This is a genomic window from Limnobacter humi (genome assembly GCF_024518835.1).
GTDB lineage: Bacteria > Pseudomonadota > Gammaproteobacteria > Burkholderiales > Burkholderiaceae_B > Limnobacter > Limnobacter humi.
In genome coordinates, this window is the sequence record NZ_JANIGO010000003.1 from 206,448 (window position 1) to 231,376 (window position 24,929).

The 24,929-nt window shown below is 56.2% G+C and carries 26 protein-coding genes and 1 tRNA gene; 22 read left to right on the forward strand and 5 right to left on the reverse strand.

What is annotated here, in order from left to right:
* The 11 genes from NQT62_RS10310 to NQT62_RS10360 all read left to right on the forward strand — a co-directional run bounded on the left by NQT62_RS10310 (nt 1) and on the right by NQT62_RS10360 (nt 8,255).
* Nucleotides 1-741 (forward strand): M48 family metallopeptidase, encoded by a 741-nt coding sequence (locus tag NQT62_RS10310; protein WP_256764616.1) that lies wholly within the window; start codon nt 1-3, stop codon nt 739-741.
* Nucleotides 738-1,127, forward strand: coding sequence for a lactoylglutathione lyase (gene gloA, locus NQT62_RS10315; protein WP_256764617.1), 390 nt, complete (start codon nt 738-740; stop codon nt 1,125-1,127). Before NQT62_RS10310 ends, gloA begins: the two co-directional genes overlap by 4 nt.
* Before the next feature lie 186 nt (nt 1,128-1,313).
* A complete protein-coding gene (gene dusB / locus NQT62_RS10320) occupies nt 1,314-2,366 on the forward strand; it encodes a tRNA dihydrouridine synthase DusB (RefSeq protein WP_256764618.1) in 1,053 nt (350 codons plus the stop codon).
* On the forward strand, nt 2,363-2,617 hold the full coding sequence (locus tag NQT62_RS10325; RefSeq protein ID WP_256764619.1) for a Fis family transcriptional regulator: 255 nt from the start codon (nt 2,363-2,365) through the stop codon (nt 2,615-2,617). The genes dusB and NQT62_RS10325 overlap by 4 nt, the downstream gene beginning before the upstream one ends.
* 40 nt (nt 2,618-2,657) lie before the next feature.
* The gene (gene purH, locus NQT62_RS10330) at nt 2,658-4,250 is read left to right on the forward strand and encodes a bifunctional phosphoribosylaminoimidazolecarboxamide formyltransferase/IMP cyclohydrolase (RefSeq protein WP_256764620.1); all 1,593 of its coding nucleotides are present in this window, start codon (nt 2,658-2,660) and stop codon (nt 4,248-4,250) included.
* A gap of 24 nt (nt 4,251-4,274) precedes the next feature.
* Nucleotides 4,275-4,826 carry a crossover junction endodeoxyribonuclease RuvC gene (gene ruvC / locus NQT62_RS10335; RefSeq protein WP_256764621.1) on the forward strand — a complete coding sequence of 184 codons (552 nt, stop codon included), beginning with the start codon at nt 4,275-4,277 and terminating at the stop codon, nt 4,824-4,826.
* A gap of 74 nt (nt 4,827-4,900) precedes the next feature.
* A complete protein-coding gene (gene ruvA / locus NQT62_RS10340) occupies nt 4,901-5,503 on the forward strand; it encodes a Holliday junction branch migration protein RuvA (RefSeq protein ID WP_256764622.1) in 603 nt (200 codons plus the stop codon).
* A gap of 58 nt (nt 5,504-5,561) precedes the next feature.
* Nucleotides 5,562-6,626 (forward strand): Holliday junction branch migration DNA helicase RuvB, encoded by a 1,065-nt coding sequence (ruvB, locus tag NQT62_RS10345; RefSeq protein ID WP_256764623.1) that lies wholly within the window; start codon nt 5,562-5,564, stop codon nt 6,624-6,626.
* Nucleotides 6,627-6,693: 67 nt separating this feature from the next.
* The gene (locus tag NQT62_RS10350; protein ID WP_256764624.1) at nt 6,694-7,518 is read left to right on the forward strand and encodes a helix-turn-helix domain-containing protein; all 825 of its coding nucleotides are present in this window, start codon (nt 6,694-6,696) and stop codon (nt 7,516-7,518) included.
* Nucleotides 7,515-7,892, forward strand: a complete 378-nt coding sequence (locus NQT62_RS10355) for a phosphopantetheine adenylyltransferase (RefSeq protein ID WP_256764625.1) — start codon at nt 7,515-7,517, stop codon at nt 7,890-7,892. Before NQT62_RS10350 ends, NQT62_RS10355 begins: the two co-directional genes overlap by 4 nt.
* 12 nt (nt 7,893-7,904) lie before the next feature.
* Nucleotides 7,905-8,255, forward strand: a complete 351-nt coding sequence (locus NQT62_RS10360) for a hypothetical protein (RefSeq protein ID WP_256764626.1) — start codon at nt 7,905-7,907, stop codon at nt 8,253-8,255.
* A gap of 4 nt (nt 8,256-8,259) precedes the next feature.
* Here the strand turns inward: NQT62_RS10360 and NQT62_RS10365 are convergent, their stop codons facing one another.
* Both NQT62_RS10365 and NQT62_RS10370 read right to left on the reverse strand, forming a co-directional pair.
* Entirely contained in the window at nt 8,260-9,246 is a 987-nt protein-coding gene (locus NQT62_RS10365) for an O-fucosyltransferase family protein (protein ID WP_256764627.1), read from the reverse strand.
* A gap of 5 nt (nt 9,247-9,251) precedes the next feature.
* Nucleotides 9,252-10,799, reverse strand: a complete 1,548-nt coding sequence (locus NQT62_RS10370; protein ID WP_256764628.1) for a WS/DGAT/MGAT family O-acyltransferase — start codon at nt 10,797-10,799, stop codon at nt 9,252-9,254.
* Between the two features lie 123 nt (nt 10,800-10,922).
* On the opposite strand from NQT62_RS10370, the gene NQT62_RS10375 reads away from it, so the two are divergent.
* The 11 genes from NQT62_RS10375 to NQT62_RS10425 all read left to right on the forward strand — a co-directional run bounded on the left by NQT62_RS10375 (nt 10,923) and on the right by NQT62_RS10425 (nt 20,958).
* Nucleotides 10,923-11,336, forward strand: coding sequence for a YbgC/FadM family acyl-CoA thioesterase (locus tag NQT62_RS10375; protein ID WP_256764629.1), 414 nt, complete (start codon nt 10,923-10,925; stop codon nt 11,334-11,336).
* Nucleotides 11,337-11,380: 44 nt separating this feature from the next.
* Nucleotides 11,381-12,058, forward strand: coding sequence for a protein TolQ (gene tolQ / locus NQT62_RS10380; RefSeq protein ID WP_256764630.1), 678 nt, complete (start codon nt 11,381-11,383; stop codon nt 12,056-12,058).
* Between the two features lie 16 nt (nt 12,059-12,074).
* Nucleotides 12,075-12,497, forward strand: a complete 423-nt coding sequence (gene tolR, locus NQT62_RS10385) for a protein TolR (protein WP_256764631.1) — start codon at nt 12,075-12,077, stop codon at nt 12,495-12,497.
* A gap of 6 nt (nt 12,498-12,503) precedes the next feature.
* Complete coding sequence (locus NQT62_RS10390) at nt 12,504-13,400, forward strand: energy transducer TonB (RefSeq protein WP_256764632.1); 897 nt, start codon at nt 12,504-12,506, stop codon at nt 13,398-13,400.
* An 8-nt stretch (nt 13,401-13,408) separates the two neighbouring features.
* On the forward strand, nt 13,409-14,767 hold the full coding sequence (gene tolB, locus NQT62_RS10395) for a Tol-Pal system beta propeller repeat protein TolB (RefSeq protein ID WP_256764633.1): 1,359 nt from the start codon (nt 13,409-13,411) through the stop codon (nt 14,765-14,767).
* 64 nt (nt 14,768-14,831) lie between these two features.
* Complete coding sequence (pal, locus tag NQT62_RS10400) at nt 14,832-15,362, forward strand: peptidoglycan-associated lipoprotein Pal (protein ID WP_256764634.1); 531 nt, start codon at nt 14,832-14,834, stop codon at nt 15,360-15,362.
* Between the two features lie 27 nt (nt 15,363-15,389).
* The gene (gene ybgF, locus NQT62_RS10405; protein WP_256764635.1) at nt 15,390-16,139 is read left to right on the forward strand and encodes a tol-pal system protein YbgF; all 750 of its coding nucleotides are present in this window, start codon (nt 15,390-15,392) and stop codon (nt 16,137-16,139) included.
* A 73-nt stretch (nt 16,140-16,212) separates the two neighbouring features.
* The gene (locus NQT62_RS10410; RefSeq protein ID WP_256764636.1) at nt 16,213-17,319 is read left to right on the forward strand and encodes a YeeE/YedE family protein; all 1,107 of its coding nucleotides are present in this window, start codon (nt 16,213-16,215) and stop codon (nt 17,317-17,319) included.
* A gap of 36 nt (nt 17,320-17,355) precedes the next feature.
* Nucleotides 17,356-17,432 (forward strand) — tRNA-Met (locus tag NQT62_RS10415).
* Nucleotides 17,433-17,720: 288 nt separating this feature from the next.
* Nucleotides 17,721-20,027: a galactose oxidase-like domain-containing protein gene (locus NQT62_RS10420; RefSeq protein ID WP_256764637.1), complete on the forward strand. Its 2,307-nt coding sequence runs from the start codon at nt 17,721-17,723 to the stop codon at nt 20,025-20,027.
* Nucleotides 20,017-20,958 (forward strand): hypothetical protein, encoded by a 942-nt coding sequence (locus NQT62_RS10425; RefSeq protein WP_256764638.1) that lies wholly within the window; start codon nt 20,017-20,019, stop codon nt 20,956-20,958. The genes NQT62_RS10420 and NQT62_RS10425 overlap by 11 nt, the downstream gene beginning before the upstream one ends.
* A gap of 31 nt (nt 20,959-20,989) precedes the next feature.
* Here the strand turns inward: NQT62_RS10425 and NQT62_RS10430 are convergent, their stop codons facing one another.
* The 3 genes from NQT62_RS10430 to fabR are packed head-to-tail and all read right to left on the reverse strand — an operon-like array spanning nt 20,990 to nt 24,685.
* Entirely contained in the window at nt 20,990-22,552 is a 1,563-nt protein-coding gene (locus tag NQT62_RS10430; RefSeq protein ID WP_256764639.1) for an ArnT family glycosyltransferase, read from the reverse strand.
* 22 nt (nt 22,553-22,574) lie between these two features.
* Complete coding sequence (locus tag NQT62_RS10435) at nt 22,575-23,987, reverse strand: UbiA family prenyltransferase (protein ID WP_256764640.1); 1,413 nt, start codon at nt 23,985-23,987, stop codon at nt 22,575-22,577.
* Nucleotides 23,984-24,685, reverse strand: a complete 702-nt coding sequence (fabR, locus tag NQT62_RS10440; protein WP_256764641.1) for an HTH-type transcriptional repressor FabR — start codon at nt 24,683-24,685, stop codon at nt 23,984-23,986. Before fabR ends, NQT62_RS10435 begins: the two co-directional genes overlap by 4 nt.
* Nucleotides 24,686-24,929 lie beyond the last annotated feature (244 nt).

The following is a 24,929-nucleotide window of genomic DNA, read 5'->3' on the forward strand; positions in this document are numbered from 1 at the left end:
ATGTCAGTCAGCAGCACCGACATTGAACAACGCGCGCTGGAGCTGCCCTGGGGGCTTTGCCACTACAGCCTCAAGCGCAGCAAACGCCGCAGCATCGGTTTCTTGATCACCGATGACGGGCTTCAAATTTCAGCACCCCATCGTGTGGCGTTGGCTGAAATCGAACGCATCATCGCCAGCAAGTCGACCTGGATCGAAAAGAGCTTGTTGCGTTGGGAAAGCCGCAAACACAACAGCACCAGTCTGGAAACCCTGCTGGCCAACGGACATGCCATCCCTGTTCGTGGCCTGGCATTCCAGGTGGAACACACCAGCACATCGCGGCCCATGCTCAACCCGTGGACGCAGCACATCACACTGCCAGGCAGCGTCCGTCATTCACCGCCGGCACAACTCAAATCGCTGGAAAAAGTATTGAAAACCCACGCCAAAGAGGTGTTCACCCACATGGCGCAAACCCTGGCCCAGCGCATGGAATTGCCCGCTTTTCAAATTCGCCTGTCCAGCCCGAATGCACGCTGGGGCTCGTGCAACAGCCGCGGCGAAGTCCGCTTGAATTGGCGGCTGGTACACTACCCCTTGCCGATGATTGAATATGTCATTGCACATGAGCTGGCTCATCTCAAGGAGATGAATCACAGCCCCCGTTTTTGGGCGATTGTTGAACAATTGATGCCCAACTACCGAGAGCCCCACAAGGCGCTTTCACAACTGAGTCCATCTGAGGTACCCCGACTATGAGAATTCTTCACACCATGCTCCGCGTTGGCAATTTGCAGCGCTCTGTTGACTTTTACACCCAGGTGATGGGCATGCATGTACTGCGCACCACCGATCGACCAGACCAAGGCTATTCGCTGACATTTCTCAGTTATGGCCCTGAGTCCGAGCAGGCCGCACTGGAGTTGACCTACAACTACGGCGTGGACAGTTACGAAATGGGCGGTGCTTACGGCCACATCGCCATTGAGGTGGAAGACGCCTACAAGCAGTGCGATGCCATCACGGCGGCAGGCGGAAAAGTAACGCGCCCAGCAGGCCCAGTCAAAGGCGGCAGCACCATCATCGCGTTTGTCGAAGACCCGGACGGCTACAAAATCGAGCTGATTCAACGCGGCACATTGTAAGTGCACAATAGGACTGGACGCTCCGTTCTGGGGCATCCAGCCTCAAGCCCGGCGAGGCTTGAGCGCCCATTTTGACACTCAAAAGTCAAGTAAAAAATTTTCTTTTTTTTGCCCGATCAGGGTCGAATTTCCACCCCACCCTCGCTAAAATGGGCTGCTCGAAAATTGCTCAAATTTTGTGCAATCGTGCAACTCGCCCAATTCACACTTCCAAACAATCTGTTTCTCGCGCCCATGGCAGGCGTGACAGATCGGCCTTTCCGTCAGTTGTGCAAACAACTGGGTGCAGGCCATGCTGTGTCTGAAATGGCTGCGAGCAACCCGCAATTGTGGAAAACTGACAAGAGCACCCGACGCCTGAATCACCACGGTGAAACCAAACCAGTGGCTGTGCAAATTGCAGGTGCTGACCCCGAGATGATGGCGCATGCAGCGGCATACAACATTGAACGGGGCGCGCAAATCATCGACATCAACATGGGCTGCCCCGCCAAAAAAGTGTGCGCGGTGGCGGCAGGCTCTGCCTTGCTTCAAAACGAAGCTTTGGTTGAGAAAATTCTGCGTGCGGTGCACACCGTGTGTACCGAACGCGGTGTTCCCCTCACCCTCAAATACCGAACGGGCTGGAGCCCAGAACACCGCAATGCGATCACCATTGCGCAGATGGCCGAGTCCATTGGTGTGTCTCTGCTGACATTGCATGGCCGCACCCGCGCCTGTGGATACACCGGCGACGCGGAATACGACACCATTCGGGCAGTTAAACAATCGGTGCGCATTCCGGTGATTGCAAATGGCGACATCACCAGCCCCGAGAAGGCGCGGTTTGTGCTGGACCACACCGGTGCCGATGGCCTCATGATTGGCCGGGCAGCCCAAGGCAATCCCTGGATATTCCGTGAAGTGCTGCACTACCTGCGCACCGGTGCGCATTTGCCACCACCCACACTGGAAGAAGCCCACACCGTGATGCTTCACCACCTGCAGGACCACCACCATTTTTATGGTGAAAAAACAGGCTTGTTGACCGCACGCAAGCACCTGCAATGGTATCTTTGCGGCCCAGCCGGCAAAAACCACCCCGTCATCGACCAATTGATGGTCGCGCCAACCACCGAGGCGCAGGTGCGCATCGTGGATGAGTTTTTCATGTCCTGGAGAAACACGGGCGCTTTGTACTTTGCGCCCAGTGATTCAGACCTTTCCAACGAACCAACACACACAAGATTGGCAGCATGAGCATCAACGATCGCAACTCGGCCCCAGTGACCATCTCCGACTGTATCCGGAGCAACCTGGACAAATTTTTCGATGACCTGGAAGGCGAAAGCGCCAACGCAGTGTATGACATGGTGCTGTCTGCCGTCGAACGTCCAATGCTCGAAGTGGTCATGGAAAAAGCCAACATGAACCAGACCATCGCCAGCCAAATGCTGGGCATTAACCGGAACACCTTGCGCAAAAAACTGCAACAGCACGGTCTCATCTAATTTTTTTAATGTTTCACACTGCTTCGGCAGCTTCACTGTCATGACTACACACAACACCATCAAACGCGCGCTGCTGAGCGTGTCCGACAAAACCGGCATTCTCGAACTGGCCAAAGCGCTGGCAGAGCGGGGCGTTGAAATTCTGTCCACGGGCGGCACCGCCAAACTGCTGGCCGAAAAAGGTGTGGCCGTGAAAGAAGTGAGCAGCCACACCGGTTTCCCGGAAATCATGGATGGCCGAGTCAAAACCCTGCATCCAAAAATCCATGGTGGCATTTTGGCTCGCCGTGACCTCCAAACACACCTGGACGCGATGGAGCAACACGGCATCGGTCCCATCGATCTCGTGGCCGTCAACCTGTACCCGTTCGACCAAGCCACCGCAGCCGAACATGTGAAACTGGAAGATGCGATTGAGAACATCGACATCGGCGGCCCCGCCATGGTGCGCGCCTCCGCCAAAAACTACGCCAGCGTGACCATCCTGGTGGACCCCACCGACTACAGCAAGGTCATCGACGAACTGAAAGCCAATGACGGCGCCACCACCCTGAAAACACGCAGTGCACTGGCCGCCAAAGCCTATGCGCACACATCGCGTTACGATGGCGCCATTGCTGCTTTCCTCACCAGCCTGCAAGGCACCAATGGCGACCTGAACGACGTGCCTGCACGCATTGAATACCCCGAAGTGATGTCGATGCAGTTCCACAAAGTGCAAGACATGCGGTACGGCGAAAACCCCCACCAAACCGCTGCTTTCTACCGCGAAGCCAAGGCACCGGTGGGCTCGCTGTCCAACTACCGTCAGTTGCAGGGCAAAGAATTGTCCTTCAACAACATTGCGGATTCCGACGCCGCCTGGGAATGCGTGAAAACCTTCGAAGCCCCCGCTTGCGTCATCATCAAACACGCCAACCCCTGCGGCGTGGCAGTGGCCGAGAACACGCTGCAAGCCTATGCCAAAGCCTTCAAAACCGACCCCACCTCGGCCTTTGGTGGCATCATCGCCTTCAACCGGGCTGTGGACCAGGCCACGGCTGAGGCCGTGTCCAAGCAATTTGTAGAGGTGCTGATTGCACCGTCTTTCGACGATGGCGCACGCGCCGTGTTTGCAGCCAAGCAGAATGTTCGCCTGTTGGAGATTCCGCTGGACGCCGGCAACCACCGCTTTGATTACAAACGCGTGGGTGGCGGTTTGCTGGTGCAAACCCCCGACATTCACAATGTGCAGCAAAGTGACATCCGAGTGGCCTCCAAGCGTCAACCCACTGAGCAGCAGTGGGCAGACCTGATGTTCGCCTGGCGTTGTGCCAAGTTTGTAAAAAGCAACGCAATTGTTTTCTGCAAAGATGGCATGACCATGGGTGTGGGTGCTGGCCAGATGAGCCGCGTGGACTCTGCGCGCATCGCCTCCATCAAAGCGCAAAACGCAGGCCTGACGCTGGCCGACTCGGCCGTTGCATCGGATGCCTTCTTCCCCTTCCGCGATGGACTGGATGTGGTGGTCGACGCAGGCGCCAGCTGTGTGATTCAGCCCGGCGGCTCCATGCGCGACGACGAGGTGATAGCCGCCGCCGACGAGCGCAACATCGTGATGGTGCTGACCGGCATTCGTCACTTCCGTCACTGAATCTGCGCTGCCTCATCAACGACCATGCGCATTCTTGGCATCGACCCGGGTTTGCGCATCACAGGTTACGGCGTGGTCGATGTGGTCGATGGTCAGCAAACCTATGTGGCCAGTGGTGTCATCCGAACCGATTCGGATGCACCGTTGGCTGACCGCCTTCACACCTTATTCAAAGGCCTGTCCGAGCTGGCCGCGATGTACAAACCCCAAGTGGCTGTCGTCGAAATTGTGTTTGTCAACGTGAACCCGCAATCCACCTTGTTGTTGGGGCAGGCACGGGGGGCGGTGCTCACGGCACTCACCCACGCGGGCTTGAGCGTGATGGAATACACCGCCTTGCAAATTAAGCAAGCCATTGTTGGGCAAGGCAAGGCCAACAAAGAACAAGTCCAGGAAATGGTCAAGCGCCTGCTCAAACTGCCCGCTGCGCCGTCCGCCGATGCAGCCGACGCACTGGCTGCCGCGCTCACCCACGCCCAAAGCAGCAAAATGATCAACGCCATGGGCCAAGCCAGCCAGTTGCCGGCAGGCGCCTTGCGAACACGCACCCGCAAGGGGCGCACCAGTTGGCGATAAACACCAACGCACCACTCTTGTAACTGTGGTTTTGTCCAGTATACTGGCAACCAACAACTGCTCGGAGAACTGCAATGATTGGACGCCTGAAAGGCACCCTGGCTGAGAAAAATGCGCCCTGGATTGTGCTGGATGTGCAAGGCGTTGGCTATGAATTGCAAGTGCCCATGAGCACCTTCTTCAACCTGCCCGAGTTGAACGCTCCCTGCACGCTGAATACCCACCTGGTGGTTCGCGAGGACGCGCACAGCCTCTATGGCTTTGCCTCGGCTGATGAAAAAACCCTGTTCAAAACATTGATCAAGGTGTCTGGCATCGGCCCACGCACGGCGCTGGCCATTCTCTCCTCCATTTCCACCCAGGAATTTTTGCTGGCTGTTCAAAGCCAGGAAACGGCGCGTCTGGTAAAAATTCCGGGTATCGGCAAAAAAACAGCCGAGCGTTTGCTGCTGGAACTCAAAGGGCAGATTGGCACCTTAGGCCCAGCCATGGGCGTCAGCATGTCGGCCATCGGCCATGCACCGGTCACTGGCAGCGCGCAGGATGAAATCATTGCCGCGCTGTGTGCACTGGGTTACTCGGACAAAGAGGCCGCCACGGCCTGCAAAGGCTTGCCTGAGGGCACCGGGGTGACTGAAGGCCTGAAACTGGCCTTGCGCAACTTGTCCAAAGGTTGAGCAGCATGCCACTGGTTTACACTGCTGATGTTGCCACCCCAGCCCCCACGACGCATCCATGATCGAGCCGGACCGCCTCATCAACCCCGCCAAAACCACCTCAACTGAAGAGGCGTTTGAGCGCGCGCTGCGCCCCAAACACCTGGACGAGTATGTCGGTCAGCAAAAAATCCGCGATCAGCTAGACATCTTCATTGCCGCTGCGCGCTCACGCAAAGAAGCCCTCGACCACGTGCTGCTGTTCGGTCCACCCGGCTTGGGCAAAACCACACTGGCCCACATTCTGGCCCGTGAAATGGGTGTGAATTTGAAGCAGACTTCTGGCCCCGTGCTGGAACGTCCCGGCGATCTGGCTGCCCTGTTGACCAACCTCGAAGCCAACGATGTGTTGTTCATTGATGAAATTCATCGTCTGTCGCCCGTGGTGGAGGAAATTTTGTATCCCGCGCTGGAGGACTACCAGATCGATATCATGATCGGTGAAGGCCCGGGTGCACGCAGTGTAAAGCTCGATTTGCAACCCTTCACGCTGGTGGGCGCCACCACCCGCGCTGGCATGCTCACCAATCCACTGCGTGACCGCTTTGGCATTGTCTCCCGCCTGGAGTTTTATACCCCCGACGAACTGGCGCGCATCGTGGCGCGCAGTGCGGGCTTGCTCAACATGCCCTTCGATGAGGCGGGCTGCCTGGAAATTGCGCGACGTTCACGCGGTACGCCCCGCATTGCCAACCGGCTGCTGCGCCGTGTTCGGGACTATGCTCAAGTAAAGGCCCAGGGAGTGATCACAGCCACGGTGGCCGATGCCGCACTCGGCATGCTGGACGTGGACAAAATTGGCCTGGATCCCATGGACCGACGGCTTCTGGAGGCCATCATCCACCGGTTCAACGGAGGCCCAGTGGGTTTGGACAATGTGGCCGCTGCAATTGGCGAAGAACGTGACACGATTGAAGATGTGCTCGAGCCCTATCTGATTCAACAAGGCTATATCCAGCGTACGCCACGCGGCCGTATTGCCACGCTCAACACCTACCAGCATTTTGGCCTGGTGGCCCCAAGCCATCTGTCGCAAGGCCTGCTCAACCCTGGTCAGGCTGCTCAAGGTGATTTGAACATCTGATTTGACCTGCAAGGTCATCGTCTTCAGTTTTTAGTGGTGGCACACTGACAAAAACAGGAGATGCCCCATGTCCTTGCACACCCAACCTTCGCCTCTGAAACATTTGCGGCAACACCAACGAATCAGCCAAGCGGAGTTGGCCCATCGGGTGGGTGTGTCACAACGCCACCTCAGTTGCATCGAAACTGCCAAGGCACACCCCAGCCGGGAAATGCTCACCGCAATACTGGATGCACTTCAGCTACCCATGGGTGAACGCAACCAATGCCTGGTGCATTTCGGGTATGCGCCAGCCCATCCCCATCGGCCACTGCACGACAAAGTCATGGCGCCAGTTCGGCAAGTGATTGAGCTCCTGTTGAGCAAACACGCCCCTTACCCGGCGATTGTTCTTGATGCAGACTGGAACCTGGTTCAATTCAACGGAGGTGTTTTAAAACTCCTTGAACTGCTGGACATTCCTGTCGATGCGCTGCAAGGGCAGCCCAACCTCTTGGGCTGGATGATCGGGTCCGATGGTTTGCTGTCACACATCATCAACATCGACGAAGTCATGCCCTACCTCGTCAGGCGTCTTCAATCCGAAGCGGCCCATTTGCCCCATCTACGGCCGCTGTTGGCCAGCGTTCCACGCCCATGGCAAACCCAAGCCCGCTCAATGCCACCCATCGATACACCAGTGCTGGTCACCCGTTTCCGATCACGTACAGGCGATGAGCTTGCATTCATGACCACCATCACCACCTTTGGAACACCGATTGACATCACAGTGGAATCGATCCGTGTCGAACTGCTGTACCCCGTCAATGAAGCGGCCCAGTTGGCGTTTCAAACCGACAATATCCACCCGAACACCACGCGAACCACCAACATCGGGAGGCTCACGCCATGAGCTCGACTATTTCTGCCATCTGCATCACCTTGTTGGGCCTCATTCACCTGTTACCAAGTTCCGGGGTGTTGGGCCCTGAACGTCTCAGTCGCCTCTACGGCATTCCGATTGACGAGCCCAACCTGGAAATCCTGATGCGACATCGCGCAGCGCTGTTTGCCGTGCTGGGGCTCTTTCTAATCGGTGCAGCCTGGCACCCTGATTGGCAAACCCTGGCTTACTGGGCAGCAGGAATCAGCGTGTTGTCATTTGTGGCGATTGCTCACCATGTTGGTCACATGAATCCAGCCATGCACCGCGTCATGACTGTGGACTGGTTGGCCGTGCTCATACTCATCATCGGGTTTTTGGCCCATGTTGTTTCTCAACCTTGACAGGAGATTTGCATGAAAGCATTCAAGGCGTTTCTGGTGATTGAACTGCTAATCCTCAGCGGATACACGGTGCTGGTGATTCAAAACCAAGGATTGAACCTCATACCCCATGTCATCGACAACGTGCTTGCGGTCAGCTGGTCCGGCCAATTCAACCTGGATTTCATGATCCTCTTGACGATCGCTGGGCTGTGGGTTTCATGGCGACACGGGCACAGCCCGTTGGGCATGGCGCTCGGTCTGTTGGTGACCACAGGCGGCTCCATGGTGCTGTGTCCATACCTGCTGATCGCTGCGGGCAAAGCCAAGGGAAACCTGTCAACCTTGTTCATGGGGCAACAGCAATCCTGTCCCCCTTACTGAGGCATCAGTCAAACAACCAGTCTGGATGAACACTGCCTTGACAGGATTTGGCCATGGATGAAAACAGCGAGTGCCCATCAGACACCACGGAACGGGCATTCAACATCACGGCAAAATCCCGGAGGCTGTCCAGGTTAATGTCAAACTTGGACAGTCCTGCGGACTGCAGGTCATGCGCTTTGAGCTCATGAATTCCTGAAGCCACCATTTTGGAATCCATCCGATGTGACAGAAATTGGCCGATGCCGGTTTTCTCGATCCATTGGCTGGCCAGCCACGCTGAGTCTGACAACACCCAAACAGGCTTCCTCGATGCTGCATCGGGGCAGGCTGCTGCATAGGCTTGCTGGACTTGTTCGATGTAGGCATTCAAGTCGGGAAATTGGGCATCCAGTTTCTCAGCCAACGATTTGAGGGCTACCTGACCACCTGCCCACGGCTTGGAACCTGCGCGAAGGTGAACCACATCATAATCCTTGGCCACCAAACCGCGATTGCGTGCATAACGCTTCAAATCGGCAGACATCCACGCCTTGGGCTTCAAGCTGGAAAAGTCCGAAAACCGGAAGGCCCGAAAACCGACGCCAGCATACACCACCACGTCCGCGTCAAAATCTGCCTGTTTGAAATCCGCAATCGCATGGATGGTCTCCCCATGCTGGGGCAATTGAAACAACTCGGTGTACACCAAAGTCCGAATGTCCAAATTGTCCATGTGCACAGCCCAGGGTTTCGGAATGGTCTCACCGCCGATCTGCCCCTGGCGAAACAACGCCAAAAAACCGTGCAAGGGGAAATGCCGCACACCCGTCACATCAACATAGTCGTCCAGCGTCAACAACCCATCATGAGACCACTCTTCATCACGCCAGTCGACCACGAGGTATCGTCCAGTGGCCTTGGCGTACTTGATGGCTTGAAGCAGGCACTGCAGGCGATCACCCCAACCTGCAGCACCTTTCAACACAACAAATTTCAGTCCGGTTGTCATGCGTACTAGCCAGCCGATTTCCTGCTGACCGGCTTGGGCCTTGTCTTGGCCGCTGTCTTGGCAGCTGTTTTGGTGGCCGCACCAGCAGCGCGCCTGGAGGCTGCTGCCCTGGTCGCAACCGGCTTGGTTGCCGGGGTGGATGAGGGTTCTTCCACATACGAAACACCCAACAAGCCCTCCAGCTCTTCCAGCGCTTCTCCGGTGTATACAGCCAAGCGCTGCATGGATGGCAATGCATCGTGGTCACCCGTAAACGCCACGTTGAACTGGCCGGCATAACTCACCACGGTGATGTTCAATGCCTGTCCATGGGGAATCAGCGAGATGGGGTAAAACTGCGCCAGTCGGCAACCCGAAAAATACAAATCCTGAGAAGGCCCCGGCACGTTGGAAATCACCGTGTTGAAAATCGGACGCGTCAATCCGCCGAGGCCCGAGACCAACTGCAGCATCATGGGGGCCATCAGCATGATGGTGTAGTTGTTGATGGCCTCTTTGGGCATCGACTGCAAATGGGTCTTGGCCACCTGCGTGGAACGGTTGATTTCCCGCAGACGTACCAGCGGGTCTTCCTCGGTGGTGTTCAAGTTGGCCAGAATGAAGCTGATGGCATTGCCACCGTCCAAATCATCGGCCGGCCGAACCGACACCGGCAAACCGGCTGTCAGGTTTTCATGGGGCAAGGCATTTCGTTCAACCAGGTAACGTCGCAGTGAAGCCGAGCAGATCGCCAAAAAAATGTCGTTCACACTCACTTCCGCGGCTTCGGCCAGCTTGCGGATGCGCTCCAATGGGTAGGTTTGCGTGGCCAAACGCCGTGCACCACCCACACGACCATTCAGAATCGACTTGGGCCCTGAAAACGGTGTTGCAATGGCAGTGTCGGTTGGCTTGAAGGCCTCATCAAACAATGCGCGCAGGGCTTTGCCAGCAACAGAAATGGCGGCGCCATTCAACTTGGCGGCCTTCCAGGCTTCCATCGCCTGGTCCACAAAAGGTGGCGGTGCTTTGGATTTTTTTTCTTTGCGCACAGTGCCCACAGACCAGGGGGCTGGCAGGGTCAGGCTTTCCTTCGCGCTCTTGCCAAAAATACGGCTCATCAGGCGCATGGCACCCACGCCATCCATCAATGAGTGGTGCATTTTGGTGTACAACGCAAAGCGGTTGCCCTGCAAACCTTCAATCAAATGCATTTCCCACAAGGGTCGGTGAAAGTCCAAGGGGTGAGAATGCAGGCGAGAAATCAACGCACCGAGTTCGCGCTCACCACCTGGGGCAGGCAAGGCACTGTGCCGGAAGTGGTAATCCAGATCGACCTTGTCGGTTTCAACCCACTTGGGGCGCAATGTTAGTAGTTTGGGGCTGTTGAGCCGGTAGTTAAATGGTGGGTTGAATTCCACCGAACTGCGCAACCAGGTCAATATGCGAGCAATCGCATCCTGAACCGGTTCATTTTCTACCGTAAAGATCGCCATGCTGCCCACGTGCATGGGAGCCTCCCGCGACTCCACATACAACCACGACGCGTCCAAAACGGGAATGTTTCTGGCCATCCCTCTTCTCCTGAGTGCATTTTTGTGTGTATTTATTCTTGAGCCTGTCTACCCTGTCTCTGCCCAAGACCGTTAGCGTTATTACAATAGCACGATCCAAGGGTTTACCAGCGCGGCCATCCTATGACATTCACATACAAATTGAGGGTCTTTTTTGAGGACACAGACGCTGCTGGCGTGGTGTATTACGGCAATTACCTCCGGTTCATGGAAAGAGCCCGCAGCGAATGGTTTCTTCAACGCAGCATCGGCATGAAATCTCTGATGGAGCATCATCACAGGGTATTCGTGGTCAGTCGAACCGAAATCGACTATCGCCGGTCTGCTAAACTAGAGGACTTGCTGGAAGTGTCGGTTGAACTGATTGAACTCAAACGGGTTTCCGCGGTCTTCAAACAGGTGATTCGCTGTGGCGATGTGTTGGTGTGCGAGGGGAAAACCCGGGTGGGTTGCGTTGACACGGTGACACTACGCCCATCACCCATACCTGCCGTGGTGTATGACGAGCTCCAGCACCTGCTGCGCACAGCCCAATAAACCATTGTCCATTGTTGACCTTTTTCTTTTCAGGCCCCATCACCATGCAAGTCTCCACCGACATGTCCTTCATCACGCTCATCACCGAAGCCAGCTTCGTGGTGCAAGTCGTCATGCTGATCCTCGTGTCCATTTCCCTGGTGTCCTGGGCCACCATTTTCAAAAAGTACGCTGTACTGAAAAAAGCCAAGCAACAATCCGACAAATTTGAGGAAGAATTTTGGTCGGGTGGTGACCTCAACACCCTCTTCCAGCGCGCCAGCAGCCGTCGCATGGAGGCCGGTCCACTCGAACGCATTTTTGAAGCCGGCATGAGTGAATTCCTGCGCGCACGCGACAAAAAAGGCCTGACGGACTACGCCCTCATTATTGACGGTGCACGCCGTGCGATGAAGGCTGCATTCCAGCGCGAGAATGACCTGCTGGAACGCAACCTGCCGTTTCTGGCCTCCGCCGGGTCAGTCAGCCCGTATATTGGTCTGTTTGGCACCGTGTGGGGCATCATGCACTCCTTCCGCGGATTGACCAACGTCCAACAAGCCACTTTGGCAGCCGTGGCACCGGGTATTGCCGAAGCATTGGTGGCCACCGCCATCGGCTTGTTTGCAGCCATCCCGGCCGTGGTGGCTTACAACCGGTATGCCAACGACATTGATCGCCTCTCCACCCAGTTTGAAAGCTTTGTGGAAGAGTTTTTGAACATCCTGCAACGTCAGCACTGAGTCCGGAGTTCACAAGATGAAAGAACTGGGTCGACGCAGCCGCCGTGGCATCAACGAAATCAATGTGGTGCCCTACATTGACGTCATGTTGGTGCTGCTCATCATTTTCATGGTGACCGCACCCATGGTCACACCATCGGTGATCGATCTTCCTTCCATGACCAACACCAACGTGCCCAAACAAGTTCGCCCCATTGAGGTGACCGTACGGCAAGTGGGCAAGCTGGTGGTGAAAGACCTCAAAACCAATGAAAGCCGGGAAGTGACACTCGATGGCTTGGCCGATGAAGTGAAGCGCCTGCAAGGTGCAGAGGCCGATCGCCCCGTGGTGATTTCGGCCGAGAAATCCATCCAGTACCAGGCTGTGGTGGATGCCATGGATGCCCTGCAGAGGGCTGCCATCCAGAAGGTTGGCCTGTTGGTCAAACCCAAGGGATAAACTGCCGTGGATCTTGCACGCCAACGCGGAGAAATGCGATTGAGCCAGGCCCAACAAGCCTTGCTCGACAAAATGTCACGCGAAAGTGGCCTGGACAAACGCCTGGAACCCCCAGTTGATCACACCGGCGAAAAGGCTGGTCTCAGCCTATCGCTGGCTGCACACGTGCTGTTGGTCGCCTTCTTCGTGATTGGCTTGGCTTGGCGCACCGAACAACCCGCACCATTTGAAGCCGTGCTTTTCTCTGACTTACAAGGCCCTGCACAGGCCGTACAGCAAGACATTCAACCTGAACCCAAGGTTGAGCCACCCAAGCCCCAACCAGTGCCCGAGCCGCCCAAAGCGGTTGAGCCGCCACCCGTGAAGCCACCCAAGGCCGACATCGAATTATCCAAGCCCGACAAAAAAAAGCCGGAGCCCAAGCCTGAACCGAAGCCAGAGCCGAAAAAACCTGAACCAAAACCGGAGCCCAAAAAACCGGAGCCCAAGCCTGAGCCAAAGAAACCAGAGCCCAAGCCCCAGGTCAGCAGCGACGTATTGAAGAAACTGCGCGAGGAGGAGATCGCCCGCGCCACCGGTGGTGTGCCCAACACGGGCAGTAGCAGTGCTGGCAATAGCCGCAACAAAGCCGCCTACAGTGATCGAATTCGGCAATATGTGCGCAGTAAAATTGTGTTCCCGGGTGCCAGCAGTGTGGATGGAAACCCACAGGCTGTTTTTGAAGTCCGCCAGTTACCCACTGGCGAGATCGTGTCGATTACACAAAAACAAAGCAGTGGAATTCCCGCGTGGGACAGCGCGGTGGAGCGCGCATTGCAGCGCTCTAGCCCATTGCCCAGGGCTGAGGACGGCTCCGTTGAACCCGTGCTCGTACTCTCATTCCGTCCAAAAGACGTTCAATAAAGTTTCAAATGATGACTGAACTCAACCCGACTGCCATGCCTATTTCCACATCCATTCGCCGCTCCCAAAGCGCTTGCATCCGCTGGCTGCAGCGCATCGGCGTGCTCGTCGCTTCGGTAACAGCGGCCGCGCTGCCAATTGCTGCGCACGCCCAGCTGAAAATTGACATCACAGGCGTGGGCGCCAACCAGATCAATTATTCAGCCGCGCCATTCCAGGGAAACCAGGGTTTGCCAGAAGACATCAAAGCCATCATTGATAGCGACCTGACCCGCAGCGGCTTTTTCAAAGCCATCAACACCACCAGCAATATCGACCTCAACGAATCCACCCTGATTGACCCCACAGCCTGGAAATCAGTCGGCGTGGATGCCTTGGTGGTGGGGTCGGTGCGAAAAACCAGCGATGGGCGTGTGGACATTCGCTTCAACCTGCACGACACGGCGCAGCAAAAGTCACTGGGCAAATTCAGTTATGTGGTCGCCCCATCTGCCATGCGGCTGACAGCCCACAAAATTGCCGATTTTGTGTACGAAAAGCTGTTGGGCGAGAAAGGCGTTTTTGCAACCCGGATTGCCTATGTCGAAAAATCCCCCGGCCGATACCGCCTGATCATCGCCGATTCGGATGGTGCAAACCCACAGGTGGCACTCGCGTCCAAAGAACCCATTATTTCTCCGGCCTGGTCACCCGATGGCCGTCAACTGGCCTATGTGTCCTTCGAAACCCGCAAACCCGTGGTGTTTGTGCATGAACTGGCCACCGGGAAACGCCGGGCAGTGGCCAATTTCAAAGGCAGCAACAGCGCACCGGCTTGGTCATCCGATGGCCGCAAGCTGGCGGTGGTTCTCACCAAGGACGGAGGCTCACAGATTTTTTCCATGAACGCAGCCGATGGCTCCGGGCTGGACCGCTTGACCAGCACTGGCGGCATCAATACGGAACCGAATTACAGTCAGGATGGTCAGAATATCTACTTCACGTCGGATCGCAGTGGTGGCCCACAGATTTACCGCATGGGGACTAGTGGCGCCAATCCAACGCGGGTGACGTTCGAAGGTGGATACAATATCTCGCCAAGAGTGAGCCCAGACGGTAAAATGTTAACTTATGTTACTCGCCGGGACGGTCAATTTAAAATTGCGGTCTTGGATCTGGCTGGCGGACAGGACATGGTCCTAACCTCGACCGGACGCGAAGAGAGCCCAAGCTTCTCGCCCAATGGACGTTTTATCCTGTATGCCACCCGCGCCGGTGGCAAAGGGGCATTGGCCATGGTATCCAAAGACGGACGTGTGAAGAACACATTGAGCAGCACCGGAGGCGACATTGCGGAACCCACTTGGGGACCGTACACCAACGACTAACGTCAGCGGGAACCCGATTTTTTTGAATACATCGTTTTGAACCTTTTGGATTTTGGAGAAGCACATGACACAAACCTTTGCAAAATATGCCGCCCTGTCGACCCTGGTGGCCGTACTGGCCGCCTGTAGTTCGGCCGTTCCCTTAAACGACAAACCGGTTGAAAGCAAAACCGGCAAGGCACCCGGCACCACCCAAAGCGACACCCGTGCTGTGCCCACCGTCACACCGGGCGACATGGACCCGTTGAACGACCCACAGGGCGTGCTGGCCAAGCGCAGTGTTTACTTTGACTTTGACAGCTACGACGTAAAGGGCGAGTACCGCACTGTGGTTCAAAATCACGCCAAGTACCTGGCCGCCAATGCCAGCCGCAAAGTGGTGATTCAGGGCAACACCGACGAGCGTGGTGGCGCTGAATACAACCTGGCACTGGGCCAGCGCCGTGCAGACGCCGTGAAAACCCTGATGCTGTCCCTGGGTGTGAAGGAGTCCCAGATCGAAACAGTGAGCTTCGGCAAAGAAAAACCCAAAGCCACTGGCAGTAACGAAGCAGCATGGGCAGAAAACCGCCGTGCCGACATCGCTTACCAGTAATCCATGCACTTCAGGACTCCACACCCCATGCACTTGAAGCCCAAGTTTGCCACCCTGGCTGTTGCGTTCGGTTTGAGCGCAGCATCCATGAACGCCTTCGCAATTTTTGATGACAATGAAGCCCGCCGGGCCATCATCGAGTTGCGACAGCAAATTCAAACACTGGAGCAGCGCATCGGGCGGCTGGAGTCCACCTCACAACAGGGCCAGCTCACGCTGGCCCAGCAGGTTACCGACAAAGACCGAGAAATTGCACGGCTTCGGGGCGATCTCGAAGTGGCCAACAACAATATTCGGAAACTGCAGGAAGACAGCAAGGTGCTGTACGCCAGTCTGGAAGCCCGGATCAAACAGCTGGAACCCAAAAAGCTGGAACTGGACGGTCAGGAACTGGCCGTTCCACAGGAACAGTTTGCGGATTACCAAGCTGGCTTGGACCACTTCAAAGCGGGCAACTACCAGCAAGCCGCTAGCCAATTTCAAAGTTTCATCAACAAATACCCCAAGAGCAGCCTGGACCCCCAGGTCCGGTACTTTCTGGGTAGCGCGCAGTTTGCCCAAGGCGACTACAAATCTGCCCTGATCACTCAGCGGGACTTGGCCAAGGAATACCCCGAACACCCTCGCGCACCCGACGCCTTGCTCAGCATGGCCAGCGCACAGCTGGAGCTAAAAGCCATTCCGAACGCCAAGAAAACCCTGGGCGAAATCGTGAGCAAATACCCTGGCAGCGCTGCTGCCGGTAGTGCCAAGACACGGCTGGATGCGCTGAAATAAAGCCGCAGTCGGCCTGCCCTTTCCAAGTGGCCGCCGGTACAATACGAGTTCTTTTGTTGATGATCAACGAGTCATGGAAGAACTCAACCTTGAACACCTGCGCCACATCGTTCTGTGGGCCACCTTTGCGATTGGCTTGTGGTTTGGTGCCGTGTCGCATCGCAGCCACTTTTGCACCATGGGCGCTGTGGCCGACATTGTGAACTTTGGCAACTGGAACCGCATGCGGGCATGGGGACTGGCCATTGGCGTGGCCAGTCTGGCTCTGCAGGCCATGACCCTGACGGGCCTTGCGCGGCCGGAAGACACGATTTACCTCAATCCACAATGGTCTTGGCTATCCGGCATTCTGGGCGGCTTGCTGTTTGGTGTGGGCATGGTCTTGGCATCGGGCTGCGGCAGCAAAACCCTGATTCGACTCGGCGGCGGCAATCTGAAAGCCCTGGTGGTTTTCCTGGTGCTGGGGCTAACCAGCTACATGGCGCTGAAGGGCATTCTCGGGGTGGTTCGCGTTCAATGGTTTGATCCCTTGAAAATCGACCTGGGCAACGCCAGCAGCATTCCTGGTTTGCTGGGCGAATCAGTCCAAACCAGCGTTGCAACAGCCGTGACCATTGGTTTGCCAGTGGTGCTGATCGCCACCAGCCTGTTTGCCCGCTCCGCATGGAACAAAGAAACCCTGCTGGGTGGTTTGGGTGTAGGCCTCGCCATTGCTGCGGTGTGGTGGGTTGCTTTCAATCTGGCGTATCTGCCCGAGCACCCGGAAACACTGGAGGCTGCCTATTTGGGCTCTTACGCCAATCGACCCGAAGCGTTCAGCTTTGTAGCGCCTTACGCCTACACGCTGGAATGGCTCATGTTTTATTCCGACGCCAGCCGCGTTCTGACCGTGGGCGTGGTGGCCTGTGCGGGGGTAGTCCTGGGCGCTGCGGCCAGCGCTTGGCAAGAGGGAAGCTTCCGCTGGGAAGGGTTTCAGGGCGTGGAAGACACCGCCAACCATGTGGTCGGTGCCGCACTGATGGGGTTTGGTGGCATTCTGGCTTTGGGCTGCACCGTGGGTCAGGGTTTGAGCGGGGCCAGCACCCTGTCAGTGGCGTCGTGGATCACCACACTGGCCATTGTGGCAGGCGCTTGGGTTGCCCTGAAATACCAAACCTGGCGGATTGAACGCATGCTTTGATTTTTTCAAAAACATTCGTTATAATCGCGGTCTTTCGGCGAATTAGCTCAGTTGGTTAGAGCGACGGAATCATAATCCGCAGGTCCGGGGTTCGAGTCCCTGATTCGCCACCAAGTTTTTAAAAAGCCCCGCAGGCTGCATATCCTGCGGGGCTTTTTTCTTGTCCGGTTTTATCAACGCCAACCCCCCTGTTTGGAGGGGGGTCTGCCCTTGCCCCACCCCGTTCTGGTGATTACACTTGTTAACAATTCGTTACTGCGCAAAGCATCCAAAACCCAAGCGAAGAACGAAGAGAAGTCACAATAAAACATCAGAGGCAAACAAGGGAGGAAACGCCTGAACCCCCGTGGTGATGGGTGTACCCCTTTGCGATAGCATCAACTTGCAAAGAGGAATGAGACATGATGAAAGTCAAGCGTCTGCACGCGCTGATCGCGCTGACAGTACTGAACACGGGCTTTGCATTGCCCGCACACGCAGGCTTGCTCGATGACCTGATCGGCAGCAAAAACCCACTGAACACCGGCGCCAGCAGCACAAAGACCTGCACGTCCACCAATTGCAAGGGCAGCTTTTCAAAGCCCTTTGCCGAACCCTTTGTGTACCGTCGCAGCCCCACCGAGGATCGCAACCCCGACGCTGTCGGCACCCGCACTGACCAGAAATGTCTGGTTGATCCGGTGACCGGCAAAAACCGCTGCAAGCCTGCAGCCGGCACCATTTCCCTGCTGCCCAATGGTGACTTTCTGTACTTCAATGCACTGGAAGGCACTGAAGACTTTGAATTCAGCATTTTGGTGGACTTTGGCCAGAAAGCCATCAATGACCAAACCCGTGTGATGCGCATTCCACGCGACACCAATGCAGCCACCAGCTGGGTGCGTCCCTTTGAAGTGGATGCTGGGGCCAACCCCAACGGTTACAACATCACTGAACTCATCCCAGGCTTGTCCAACAAAGACACCAACAGCGCCGACGGTGCCCTGTTCTGCGCCGACGTGGCCATGTTGGCCGATGGCCGCATTTTGGCCGTGGGCGGTACGTCCTACTACAGCGAGCCCGGCAGCAATGCTCTGGGTTATGGCTTGACCGAGCTGGAAGGCCTGCGCAACAGCCGTGCTTACAACCCCAACACCAACCACTGGACCCAAATGGCCGACATGAACTTCGGTCGCTGGTATCCCTCGTTGGTGACTTTGTCTGATAGCAAGATTTTTGTGGCCAGCGGTGTGACCAAGCTGCTCAAGCCCATCTACCCCCAGGCACCTGAACAAAGTGGTCGCAATGTGGTGCACACCGAAACCTTCGACCCCAATGCCAATGGTGGCAAGGGTGTTTGGAAGGTGAACGGTGAGGCTGCACAGCGCACCCTGCCCTTGTTCCCCCGCATGCACCTGCTGCCCAATGGCCATGTGCTGTACAACGCGGGTGGTCAGGCCTTCAACCCCTTTGGTCAAAGTATCGACCAACCCTTGTGGAACATTGCTGCCACTTACAACCCGGGCAAAGACCAATGGTCTGACCTGGCCTATGCCGGTTTCCCATTGCGCTTTAGCCAGGCCGGTCTGGAGTCGTTCACGCAAATCCTGAATGTGCCCACCGCGCGCAATGCAGCCATGACAGCGCTCACCAACACACTGATGAGCGCCCCCGTGAAAAGCCCGCAAGCCCTGATGAGCCTCTTGGGCACGCTGGGCACCGGTAACCCCGAACAGATGCTCCAAAAAGCTGTGGGCGGTGGCATGCGCGGCTCCACATTCTCGGTCATGCTGCCGTTGAAACCCAACACCCAGGGCAAATACACCGATGCCAGCTTCCTGACCGCAGGCGGTGTACTGCCATTGGTCGGGCTGACCTCACCGGGTGGTTATGTGGCAGTGGCCTCCTCCCGCATCGACACGGTGAAAACCGAACTGGCTCCGAATGTGAAAGACGCCAAGATTGTGGGCTACGAGAGTGAAGTCACTGGTGCATTGAACCAAACCCGCTGGTATGGCACAGGTGTGTTGCTGCCGGATGACTCCGTGACGGTGTTCAACGGCGGTGACCGAGACGGCGTTGCAGCACCGGGTGTTGAATTTGCCCGGCAAACCACCGAACGCTTTGACCCACGAACCAAGAAGTGGGAGCAAATGGCTGTGTCCAACCATCCTCGCACCTACCACAACACCGCATTGCTGATGCCAGACGGTCGCGTGCTGGTGGGTGGCCATGCACCCATTTCCACGCTGTATCTCAAGAACATTAACCTGGCCCAGTTTGGTTTTGCACCCAATGATGGCCGTGATCCGTCCTTTGAGATCTATTCACCGCCGTATGTGTTCCACCCCGATCGTCCCGAGCTGAAGGGCTTCAAGGATGCGACCGCAACGGACCCCGCAACGGGAAAACCGATGGTGCACCAGTATTTGAAAGGCCAGGAAGTGACCATCGAACTGGGTGACAAAACCAATGCCAACCAGATCGACTCCATCACCTTGGTCCGACACACTGTCATGACGCACTTGATCGATGGAGACCAGCGTACTGTGGTGATTCCGAAATCCATGTTCACCAAGGTTAACGGCAAGCAAATCAGCTTCCGGATTCCGGACCAGGCTGCCGTGGTGCCGCAAGGTGCTTACATGGTCTTTGCACGCAGCAAAGACTCTGCCGGCAACTTGCTGCCCTCCAAGAGCGTCAGCTTCATGCTCAAGCATGGGGCCTAAGCTTCGGCGCACCTTGCTGGCCGGGCTCATGGCCTGCGCCTGTGCCCAACCCGCCCAGGGTTGGGCGCATGCGGAGCATCACAGCGAAGGAGGCGTACCCACACTGAAACAAGCCAGCAACCTGCCCAAGGGTGTTGATGTGTCGGTGGTCCAAACCACAGCGTATCAATTTGCATTGGCCACCAATGGTCAGCATGCAGTGGACATTCTGGATGAGCGGGGCAAACCGTTTTTGCGGGTGCGTCAGGGTCAGGTGGAAGCAGATGTTAACAACCCAAGCTGGTACCGGGCTCAGCAGCCCGGGGGCGGCGCTATTCCTGCCGCTGTGAAATCAGGCAAGTTGCCACCGCGCTGGACGACGGTACAACAAGCCGATGGCATTGGTTGGTACGACGCTCGTCTCATGGACGAGACCCGTAAAGCATTCAAGCTTGTTGTTCGGATTGATGGACAAGCCCACACCCTCAGGGTGGCGCGGGAGGCCGAAAAACCGGTGACTGGTTTTTGGCAACCAAAAATCTTGACGGTCAAGAGCACAGACAACCCCGGATTGGCAGACCAGCTCCTGACTGTGATTCCCGGTTTGAGTGGACACACCCTCATGGTGTCGGTGTTGCCAGGCACGGAAGGCGGCTTTGAGGTGCTGGATAACCAAATGCGAGCCTTTGCCCGCTTGGGACCCGATGGCGCGCTGCTCAATCGCCAACATCCGTGGAGCAGCGAATTGGGTTTGTTTCCTCGCCCAGAACAATCCGCAGAAGGCTGGAGTGAAGTGTCCAACAGCAACACATTGGCCTGGCAGGACCCGCGACTGAAGGTGCAGCAGCCGGGCAAACCTGGTGTTCAACGCTGGACAATACCCCTGCGCCACCAGCCTGATGGTGCCATTGTCTGGATTGAAGGCGAGTCATCCTGGCAAAAAATACGCTGAATTTTTCGGGCTCAGCCAATGAGCCCCTTTTTTATTTCAACAGCGATTTCAATACCCCCATGTCCCCAATGCGGCATTCCGCTTCAAACCCATACTTGCGACCAAACGGGCAGTCAAACACCGGCAAGCCCTTGGGAATCTTGTAATACTTGGTCACTGCTTCACGCAGTACCACATTCCGAAACTTTTCATAATCGAAAGCGTGACCGTCCACAATGGTGAACGGAATTCCCTCGATTGTTTCGATTTTCACCGTGGACGACTCAAAATACGGTGCGTAGCTGGCTGGGTCAATCGGCTTGTCCTTGGCCACGATCCGAATGTCTTTCCCCGCCATCTGCCGCCAATCCACAAACACATCGTCGTTGCGGGCGTGGTATTTCCCAGGCCCAAACACAGGCACCACCTGCCCATGGTGATAGGTCAACAGCGAGGCCGGAGAATAAGCCACCGTGGTCAACACAGCGCCTTTGGGCATGCCTGCCATCAAGCCTTTCAACACCTTGTCTGTCTGCCGGTGAAACACCACGTCGTCCCGGAAGCTGCTTTTCCAGATGTTGGGGCTGGCATGTATTAGCAGTGCAAACAGCACCACATGGGGCACAGCCAACACAGCATTCCAGCGAACAAAGCGCTTCATTTGCTCTGCAGTGGCCGACAAACCCAACAGCACAAATGCGGCGGGAACAAAACCCAACACCCAATGCAGGCCGATGGTTTTTTCCAGTGAAATAAACAGGAACAAGGCCAGCGGAACCCACAAGGCCACCACCAGCGCAGAATGGCCTCTCCAACCTGCGCGGCCTTTCACCAAAGCCCAAACAGCCCACGGGGACATCACATACAACATCATGCCCAGGTAAGTGACCACGGTTTGCCAACCCAGGTGCGCATCTTCATGCCGGTTCACCAGGTTGAACATGATGTTGTTCCAACAGTTGAAAGCGTTGTAGGCGATATTCACCAATGCAAACGGCAACCCCCCGGCAGCCAGGCACAACACCATGCGCCAATTGCGTTGCACCAACAGCAGGTGCAACACAAAGGCAATACCCAACAGCACTGCGAAGTATTTGGACAAGAAGGCCAAACCCGTGAATGCGCCAGCCAGAAAAACACCCCCATGCGAGCCTTTGCGCACTGCCAGCACATAGGTCAACACCGCCAGCGACATGAAGAAAATTAGGGGGGTGTCTGTGGTCACAAACACCCCGTACCATGACACGGGCAAACTGAGGTACACCGCCCCAGCCAACCAGGCCCGGGCTTCCTGTTCAGCGGGCAGCAATCGCTTCAAGAGAACAACCACGCCACAGGCAATCACTGTGGTAAGCACCACGGTGGCACTTCGAACCACCAGGGGCGAGCCACCGAGGTGGTCCAGCACCCATAACCACCAGCCAATCATGGGCGGGTGATCGTAGTATCCCCAGTTCGGAAATTTAGCCCACAGGTAGAAAAAGGCTTCATCACTGGTCATCGGAAACCAGTGCGCCAGCCACAGCTTGAGAACCAGGGTCACCAGCACCACGGAACCGAACGTACCTCGGGCTTGTGCAGTCGTTACAGGAAAACCAAAACGGGTATTGGGCATGGTGTCAAAGTTCGTCGAATGGTCAGGCCGCCAAGGCAAACAACATCATGGTCGCCAGCAGGAAGCCCCAACTGATACGATCATTCAAGGCAAAGTGAACTGGATCGTCGATCATTTCCTTTCGGGAGGTGAGAATCCAGATCCGCATCAACCAATACAGAAACAACGGGCAAATGCCCCACAGGTACTGTGGCGATGAATACAGTCGCGATCCATTCTGACTGTCCACATACAGCGCCAACACCAGCACGGCCACGAATCCACTGGAGATGCCCATGGACACCAGGTAACTCAGGTCGCTCATCCGGTAACCACGGCCGTGTGGCACATTGCCTTCAATCTGCAAAAATTCCAGCTCTGCACAACGCTTGACCAAAGCCAGGCTTAAAAACAGAAACAGCGAAATCGCCAACAGCCAGCTGGACAGGGCAATGCCTGTGCCCACCCCACCCGCAATCACCCGAACCGTGTACAACAGGGCCAACAGCAGCACATCCACAAAGGCTGTGCGTTTAAAGACAAAGGTGTACAGCAGCGTTACAACGGTGTAGATGACCAGCACCCCAAAAAACTGGACATTGACACCCAGCAGCGCCACCAGAAAACCAAGCACGCCCAGCCCGACCATCAACAGGAAAGCCTGCGGTATAGACACGGCACCGCTGGCCATGGGGCGATGGCGTTTGCGGGGATGCTGTCGGTCCGAATCGAGATCCATCAGGTCATTCCAGATGTAGGTGGCCGAGGCCACCAATCCAAAGCCGACAAAGCCCCATGCCATGGACAGCCACAAGCCAGGGTCCCGACTGTGGGCCGCAATCAGCGGCAAAAACAGAAGACCATTTTTGGCCCATTGCTGAATGCGCATGGCCTTCAGCCAGACCCGCATTGACAGGCGAGGGGTATCAATCCGCTGCAAATCAATACCAGCCGCTTTGGCCCGGGCCTGCACCACCGGCGACACATTCACGCCGTAGGCGAGCGCCGCTTGTTTCCAAATCGGCAAATCCACGGCGGCATCACCAAAATAGACAAACGGTGCGCCTGCAGCATCTGCCTCGATGGCGGCCAATTTGCGCACCCCTTTCAGATTGCTGTCTTCGCTCGCAATCACACGGTCAAACACACCCAGGCGGTCAGCCACTTTCTGAACATCGCGCTTCATGGAAGCACTGGCCAATACCAGCACATGACCGCTTAATTTGAATTGCTGCAAACGGTCCAGAACTTCACTGCAAATGGGTAAGCGATCGAGCACCGGGCTCACCCGCTGAGCCACGGCCTGCTTGAAATACCACCCCCCCTTCAAGGCCCACCACACCATCAGGAATCCGTAGGCCAGGTTCTTCTTGAGCAACAGCAGACAGGATTCCACCAACACGTCGGACGGACTGAGCGTGCCATCCAGGTCGACATAGATCACCGCCGGTTTCATTGCCGTCCCGCGATTTTGTCCGACAACGAGTGGGTGGGCTCCTCTTCCCAGTGGGCAGCACCCAGAAACACCATGATGATCTGTTTGACAAAGTTGTCGATCATCTCCCGCTCCACAGCCGGCTGACCTGGTTTCATGTCCAGAAAATCCACGGCAGAATTCATCATCAAGGTGACCACCACGCTACAGATCAATTGCAGGGTGTTGGTCGCCAGCTTGGGAAAAATATTCAGTGCACGCAAGTCTGTGGCCATTTCATGGGTGAAATGAGCGATCTCGTTTCGGATGGCAGCGCGAAGCACCGCCGAACCACCCGACCGCTCCGAGCTCACAAATCTCCACTCCAAATGATGCTGCTGAAGATACCCCACAAACACACTGACGGAGTGTCTGATCATGTCCTCGCCAGGCAGGCTCGCCTGACGGGCCTCACGCAGCAATCGACGCAGGGTAATTCCGCCCTCTTCCACCAAGGCCAGACCCAGTTCATCCGTTGTTTTGAAGTGGCGATAAAACGCGGTGGGCACCACACCAGCCTCGCGCGTAATTTCTCGAATACCCAATGCTGTAAAGCTGCTGCCGTTGCCAACCAGGTTCAAAGCGGCCTGCAGAAGGTTCTGCCGGGTTTGCTCCTTGCGACGAACGCGCGCCTGGGTTTCATCAACGGGTTTGGGTGTGCTGCCTGTGCGTGATCTCATGGTGCCACCATGTTTGGAAGTGACTCCATTGTAATGAAATCCGTCTGATGCATTTCTGAAAATTCAACAGGTCAAACAAGAATTCATGGCGTATCGGTCACTGAACTGACCTAGGGCAATTACGTATTTTCACCAATTTTGGGTCATTTTGTGGACGAAAAGATTGACGACCTTCATAACTCCAGTTTTACTCACCCTAAAGAGGGTTGGAAAGCGGTTGGGATCCCCCGATGATGGGGACATC